A 6,936-nucleotide genomic window follows, 5' to 3' on the forward strand; every position below is an offset into this window, starting at 1 on the left:
CGTCAAACGTGGCGGAGGGGGTCAGAGCCCCAGCATGACTTTCGACATGATCCCACGCTGCACTTCCGACGAGCCGCCGTAGATCGTCATCTTGCGGCCGTTGAAGTAGCGTGGCGCCAGCACGTCGACGCCCTCGGGCCCGATCGGCTCGACATTGGCGTTCCAGGCGCGCTGCTCGGGGAACGGTTGGCTGTAGTAGCCGGCGGCCTCGACAGCGGACTCCTGGACCTGCTGCATGACCTCGGTGCCGCGCAGCTTGATCATCGAGGAAAGAGGACCGGGGTTCTGGCCCGAGGCGAGCTTCGAATAGAATTCCTGCTCGAACATCTCCAGGCCCGAAATCTCGATGTCCATGCGCGAGAGCTTCTCGCGCCAGGCCGTGTCGGCCATGATCGAATCCTCGCCGTCCGGCATCGACATTGCCAGCCGCTTCAGCTTCTCGAACCCGGAGCGCAGACGCGGGCTATAAGGATTGCCGCCGCGCTCGAACTCGAGCAGGTACTTGGCGTAGGTCCAGCCCATGTTCTCTTCGCCGACGCGATTCTCGACCGGCACTTTCACATCGGTGAAGAACACCGAGTTCACTTCCTGGGTACCGGCGCGATTGCCGTCCGAGGTGATGATCGGTTCGACCGAGATGCCCGGCGTCTTCATGTCGATCAGCAGGAACGAGATGCCCTCCTGGCGCTTGCCCTCGTTGGAAGTTCGCACCAGGCAGAAGATCCAGTCGGCGGTCTGCGCAAGCGTCGTCCAGGTCTTCTGGCCGTTCACGATGTAATGGTCGCCGTGGAGTTCGGCCTTTGTGCGCAGGCTCGCAAGATCGGAACCGGAGCCCGGCTCGGAATAGCCCTGGCACCAGATCAGGTCGGAATTCAGCATCGGCGGCAGGTGGCGCGCCTTCTGCTCGGCCGAGCCGTATTTCATGATCACCGGCGCACACATCTTGGGGCCGAACGGTGACGTGCCGGGAGCGCCTGCCTTCGCCATCTCCATCTCGAAGATGTACTTCTGCGTCGTGGTGAAGCCCGGCCCACCGAATTCCTTGGGCCAACCGGTGCAGAGCCAGCCCTTTTTCGCCAGACGCTTCTGCCAGTCGATCAGGCGTTCCTTGGGCATGTAGGCATTCCGGCCGACCTTCGATTCGCCCATGATCTCGGGCGTCAGGTTCTCTTTCAGCCAGCTGCGCACTTCCTGCTGGAAGGCCAGTTCTTCCTTGCCGAATGTCAGGTCCATTGGGGGCTCCTTCTGGCCTTCAGGGTACCGCGCCGGGTTCCGCGCCGTAAAGCGTAGGCTATGGTGTGCGCCTCGGTAGCGTTCGTCAGGAAAAATCGATGTCCCCGCCCGTTCAGCCCGTCATCAGCGACCTCAAACTCCCCGCCTCCGCCGACGTCGTCGTGATCGGCGCCGGCATAGCCGGCAGTGCCGCGGCCTATGCACTCGCCAAGAAAGGCCACAAGGTCGCCCTGCTCGACAAGGGCGTGGTCGGCGGCGAGCAGAGCAGCCGGAACTGGGGTTGGTGCCGTCAGCAGCATCGCGACCTGCGCGAACTGCCGCTCGCCATGAAGAGCCTGGAGATCTGGAAGGGCCTCAACGCCGAGCTGGGTATGGAAACCGGCTTCCGCCACACCGGCCTTCTCTACGTCACGACGCGGGCTGCGGACTTCGCGGAGTGGGAGGAATGGACATTGCGGGCGCGCGAGTACCAGATGCACAGCCGCATCCTCAGCCCCACCGAGGCCAAGGCGATGACGCCGGGCAGCGTGCCCGACTGGATCGGCGGGGTGCACTCTCCGAGCGACGGCCGCGGCGAGCCCTCCCTCGCCTCGCCTGTCTTCGCCGAAGCGGCGCGCAAGCTCGGCGCCACCATCCACCAGAATTGCGCGGCGCGCGGCCTCGACATCGCGGGCGGCAAGGTGTCGGGCGTGATCACCGAGCAGGGCCTCATTCGCACGCAAGCCGTGCTCTGTGCCGGTGGTGCCTGGAGTTCGCTGTTCTGCCGCCGCCACGGCCTCAGACTGCCGCAGGCCGGCGTGCGCTCGACATCATTCGCGACGACGGAAGCACCACAGGTGACCGACGGCGGCCTCTCGCTCCCCGACGTCACGATCCGGCGCCGGCTCGACGGCGGCTACACGGTCGGCCTGGGCGGACGCGGCACCGTCGACCTCTCGCTCCAGGGGTTGCTCTATGCCCGGCAGTTCCTGCCGACCGCCAAGAAACGGAGCAAGGGGCTCACCTTCGCGGTGGGACGCTCCTTCTTCCAGGGGCCGGAAGGCTTCGCCAACTGGTCGTTCGATCGCGTCTCACCCTTCGAGCGTCAGCGCACCTTCGATCCCGCGGCCGATCCGCGGCTCGTGCAGGAGGGCCTGACGACGCTCGGCGAACACTATCCGGCGCTCAAGGGGCTGAAGGTCGCGCACGCCTGGGGTGGCATGATCGACTCCACGCCCGATGGCATTCCGGTCATCTCGGCGGTCGATCCGGTGCCCGGGCTCTATCTGTCGACCGGCTATACCGGCCACGGGTTCGGCATCGGCCCCGGCGCAGGACGGTTGGCCGCCGATCTCGTCGCCGGCGACCCGCCGATCGTCGATCCTCATCCCTTCCGCTACAGCCGCATGATCGACGGCACCGATCTCGGCGCGCCGGGGATGATGTAGGTCTTCAGGCGACCTTCTTGGCGAGATGCGGGAACATCGCGACGCGGGCGGCGTCGTCCATCTCGGTCTTGAAGGTGTGTTTGTCCTTGAGCGCGAGCGCCCGCACAGCGGCCGGACGCGCGCTGATCTCGGCCAGGTGACGCTGCAGGTTCGGCAGCTGCTTCGCGGCGTCCGGCCCCAGCACGAAGGGGATCAGTCGCGACCAACCCCACACCGCCATGTCGACGATGCCGTAGGCCTCGCCGCACATGAAGCGCTGCTTGCCCAGCCGGGCCTCGAGGATACCCCAATGGCGCTGGGCCTCGAAAGTGTAGCGGTTGACGGCGTAGTCCTTCGGCTCGGGCGCGAAGTTCCTGAAATGCACGGACTGCCCTGAGTAAGGACCGATGCCGGAGGCGACGAACATCAACCAGGACAGCATCTCGCCGCGCTCCTTCAGCGATTTGCCAGGCAGGAACTTCCCCGTCTTTTCCGCCAGGTAGAGAAGGATGGCGTTGCTGTCGAAGACCGTGGCATCACCATCGACGATGACCGGGACCTTGGCGTTGGGATTGATCGCCAGGAACTCGGGCGTGTGCTGCTCGCCCTTGCGCGTATCGACCGGGAAGAGCTCGTAGGCGAGGCCCATCTCTTCCAGGCAGAGTGCCACCTTGGTCGGGTTCGGCGCGGTGTTGTAATAGAATTTAATCATGGCTCGCTCCCTTTCGATCCAGTCTACGAGCTATGCTGGACCAAAGGAAACTGGAGGGAACCGCATGGCAAACCGCATCAACCGGGCCATCGAACTCCTGGAGGCCGACCAGGCGATCTACTACGACGGCCCGCACACCGGCCATGTGCTGACCTACGAGCAGGGCCACAAGGATGCCCGGACCTGGGCCGACTACATCAACGTCGGCATGGAGCACGGCGCCTTCGACATGACCGGGCTCGAGGAATACATGCGCGGACTGGTCGATGCCGGGCCGACCAATTCGGGCCACCGCACGCCCACGGTAATCGTCGAGGCGCCAGTGAATGGCATCGACGGGCCGAACGTCGCCTTCAACGCCTGGCAGTTCCGCCAGATCCTGGCCCGTGGTGTCCACGGCATCCTGCTCTGCCAGGCCGAGTCGGCCGAGGCGGTACGGGAGTTCGTGCGCGCCTGCCGCTTCCCGCACCACAAGGCAGGCATCGACAAGATTGGAGGCGGCACGCGGGGCCGCGGTTCCGAGCCCACGGCCGCTCCGGTCTGGGGCATTGATCAGCAAGAGTATTTCGAGCGGTGTGAGCCTTGGCCGCTCAATCCGAAAGGCGAGCTTCTGCTCGGTGTAAAGATCGAAAGCCCGCCGGGCGTCGCACGTTGCGAGGAAATCTTGTCAGTACCTGGATTGGGGTTTGCCGAACTGGGCCCGGGCGATCTCGGCCTGTCGCTCGGCTACACCACCCTGCAGCGCCGGCCCTACCCGCCCGAGATGGAAGCCGCCCGCGCCAAGGTCTTCGCTGCCTGCAAAAAGAACAAGCTCGCGTTCCTCGAAGGCGCCACGCCGGACAAGATCGCGGCCAGTCTGGACGAGGGTGTACGGGTGATCTCCGGTCACAATCCCGAATCGGCCAAGGTTGGCCGGGCCCATCAGAAGCGGACCATGCCGGTTTAGCAACCGGCGGAGGAGCACCGTGGCAAGAGCAACGAAACGAAACCGCACGGCGCGCGCCCGCGGCGGGGTGACCCGCCGCGGATTGGCGGCGATCCCGGTCGACAATGCCTCGCTCGCCGATTTGCAACAGGCGCTGGCGCAGGAAAAGATCACGTCGAGCGCCCTCACCCGGGCCTATTTGGCGCGCATCAAAGCCTACGATCGTGACGGCCCCAAGCTCAACGCCGTGCGCGAGATCAATCCCGATGCGCTCGCAATCGCTCGCGACCTCGACGGCGTGAAGCCATCGAAGAAGCAGCCGCTCGCCGGCGTGCCGATCCTGGTCAAGGACAACATCGCCACTGGCGACCGACAGCACACGACCGCGGGCTCGGTGGCGCTCGCGACGGCGCGGGCACGTGCCGACGCTCCCGTCGTGAAGCGCCTGCGCGCAGCCGGCGCCGTCATCCTGGGCAAGACCAACCTCACCGAGTTCGCCAACATCCTCACCGTCGACATGCCCTCGGGCTACAGCTCGCTCGGCGGCCAGGTGAAGAACCCCTACAGCCCCAAACTGCTCGACGACCGCGGTATCCCGGTCGTGCTGCCCGGCGGTTCGAGCGGCGGCTCGGCGGTTGCGGTGGCCGCCGGCTTCTGCGCCGCGGCGCTCGGCACCGAGACCTCGGGCTCGCTCCTCAGCCCGGCGACGCAGAACGGCCTCGTCACCGTGAAGCCCACGGTCGGGCTGGTGAGCTGCGACGGCGTGATTCCGATCTCGCACAGCCAGGACACCGTGGGCCCGCTCACCCGCACGGTGCGCGACGCCGCGATCCTCCTGAATGTGCTGTCAGAGAGAACCGTCGACTACACCGCCGGCCTCGACAAGGACGGCCTGAAGGGCGCGCGCATTGGCCTGCCGAGCGACCCAGGCGATCCCGGCAACGACGTCTACTACGGCAAGCTCCCAAAGCAGCCGGCAGCCGTAATGGCACGCACGATCAAGATGTTGGAGCGCGCGGGTGCCACCATCGTGCGCGCCAACATCCCGACGGTCGGCTGGATCGGCGGGCCGGGCACGACCATGAACGTGCTCATCACCAACCCGCTCAGCCGACGCACGAACCAGGTCGCTCCAGCGCCTGTCGTCTTCCTCTACGAATTCAAGCGCGACCTCAATCTCTACCTGCGCGACTGGGCGACCGGCACACGCAACAGGACGCTGAAGGCGATCATCGCCTACAACAAGGCGCATGCCCGCAAGGCGCTGCGATTCGGCCAGGACCTCGCGTTGGCAGCCGAGGCGACGCGTGGCGATCTCAGCGAGCTCGAGTACCGCTCGGCGCGCGCCATGGATTTGCTGGCGGCCAAGCAACGCGGCCTCGATACCTACATGCGCGTCCACAAGCTCGACGCCGTGCTGTTCCCCGCGGCCCTTGGCGCGGCGATCGCAGCCAGGTCGGGCTATCCCAGCGTGCAGGTGCCGGGCGGCTTCATCTCGAGCTTCGAGGGCAAGAAGACGCCACCCTACCCGTTTGGCGTCACCTTCACCGGCCGTGCCTGGAGCGAGGCGAAGCTTCTGCGCCTAGCCTATGCCTTCGAGCAGGCCTCGAAGGCTAGGCGCCCGCCGCCCGGCCTGCCGATGCTGTAGTGAGGTCTGATCCCTAGACCGCGATCACCACGCCGTCGTGACCGGGGTCGGCGCCGCCATCGAGCCCGTCCTCGTGGATGCGAATGGCGTGGACGGCGGCAAAGCCGAAGCCGTAGGGGCTGCGCACGACCGGATAGCCCTGCGCATTTAGCTCGCGCTCGACGCGACCCTGGATGCGGTTGGAAATGTCGATCGTGTCGGAGGTCGCCGAGAAACGCGGCGCGCTCACGGCCTCGACCATGGTCATGTCGAAATCGAGAGCGTTCAGGATCACATGCAGCACGCCCATGGCGATCTGCGTCGCACCCGGCGCACCGATGATGAGGTGCGGCTTGCCGTCCTTGAAGAGGATCGAGGGCACGACCGAGCTGAAGCGTGCCTTGCCCGGTGCGATGGAGCCTGCCCGGCCCGGCCGCGGGTCGAACACGCCCATGCAGCCGTTGTACATGAAGCCCAGGCCCGGCGTGACGACGCCCGAGGGCATGCCCAGCGAGTGGGTCATGGTGAAGCAGTTGCCATCCTTGTCGATGACGGAGATGTGCGTGGTGTCCTTGGAGATGGCACCGGAATTGAAGCGCGGGACCTCGGCCTTCACGCCGCGCTTGATCTCTTCGGCCATTTCCCTGGCATAGGCCTTCGAGGTCAGCCGCTCGACCGGCACGTTTACGAACTTGGGATCGCCGACATGGGCGTCCTTGTCGACGGTGGCGCGCTTCATCGCCTCCGACACCACCCGCAGATATTCCGCCGAGCCGTGCTCCATGGCGGCGAGATCGAAGTTCTCCAGGATGTTCAGCATCTCGATCAGCATCACGCCGCCCCCCGGCGGCTGGTTGGTCGAGACCTTGTAGCCGCGATAGTCGCCCCACAGAGGCGCATTGCGCTCGGGTTTCCACGCCTTGAGGTCCTCGATGGACAGCAACGCCTCGTTCTTCTTCATGTCTTCGGCGATCGCCTGGGCGATCTCGCCGGCATAGAAGGCGTCGGCGCCGCCCTTGGCGATGGCCGGCTC

6 protein-coding genes are annotated in these 6,936 nt (G+C 65.9%); 3 read left to right on the forward strand and 3 right to left on the reverse strand.

The window, feature by feature from the left end:
- Positions 1–21 precede the first annotated feature (21 nt).
- On the reverse strand, positions 22–1,233 hold the full coding sequence (locus tag EPO55_RS08275) for an acyl-CoA dehydrogenase family protein (RefSeq protein WP_296336150.1): 1,212 nt from the start codon (positions 1,231–1,233) through the stop codon (positions 22–24).
- 98 nt (positions 1,234–1,331) lie between these two features.
- On the opposite strand from EPO55_RS08275, the gene EPO55_RS08280 reads away from it, so the two are divergent.
- On the forward strand, positions 1,332–2,660 hold the full coding sequence (locus tag EPO55_RS08280) for an FAD-binding oxidoreductase (RefSeq protein WP_296336151.1): 1,329 nt from the start codon (positions 1,332–1,334) through the stop codon (positions 2,658–2,660).
- Between the two features lie 4 nt (positions 2,661–2,664).
- Here EPO55_RS08280 and EPO55_RS08285 read toward each other — a convergent pair whose 3' ends face one another.
- Positions 2,665–3,351 carry a glutathione S-transferase N-terminal domain-containing protein gene (locus EPO55_RS08285; RefSeq protein ID WP_296336152.1) on the reverse strand — a complete coding sequence of 229 codons (687 nt, stop codon included), beginning with the start codon at positions 3,349–3,351 and terminating at the stop codon, positions 2,665–2,667.
- Positions 3,352–3,415: 64 nt separating this feature from the next.
- Here EPO55_RS08285 and EPO55_RS08290 point away from each other — a divergent pair, with 64 nt between their 5' ends.
- The gene (locus EPO55_RS08290) at positions 3,416–4,297 is read left to right on the forward strand and encodes an aldolase/citrate lyase family protein (RefSeq protein ID WP_296336153.1); all 882 of its coding nucleotides are present in this window, start codon (positions 3,416–3,418) and stop codon (positions 4,295–4,297) included.
- Positions 4,298–4,316: 19 nt separating this feature from the next.
- Complete coding sequence (locus tag EPO55_RS08295) at positions 4,317–5,924, forward strand: amidase family protein (RefSeq protein WP_296336154.1); 1,608 nt, start codon at positions 4,317–4,319, stop codon at positions 5,922–5,924.
- 13 nt (positions 5,925–5,937) lie between these two features.
- On the opposite strand, the gene EPO55_RS08300 is transcribed toward EPO55_RS08295, so the two are convergent.
- Positions 5,938–6,936 (reverse strand): gamma-glutamyltransferase (locus tag EPO55_RS08300; RefSeq protein WP_296336155.1); only part of this gene is annotated, 999 nt, incomplete at its 5' end.

Source organism: Reyranella sp. (genome assembly GCF_004296935.1).
Lineage (GTDB): Bacteria > Pseudomonadota > Alphaproteobacteria > Reyranellales > Reyranellaceae > Reyranella.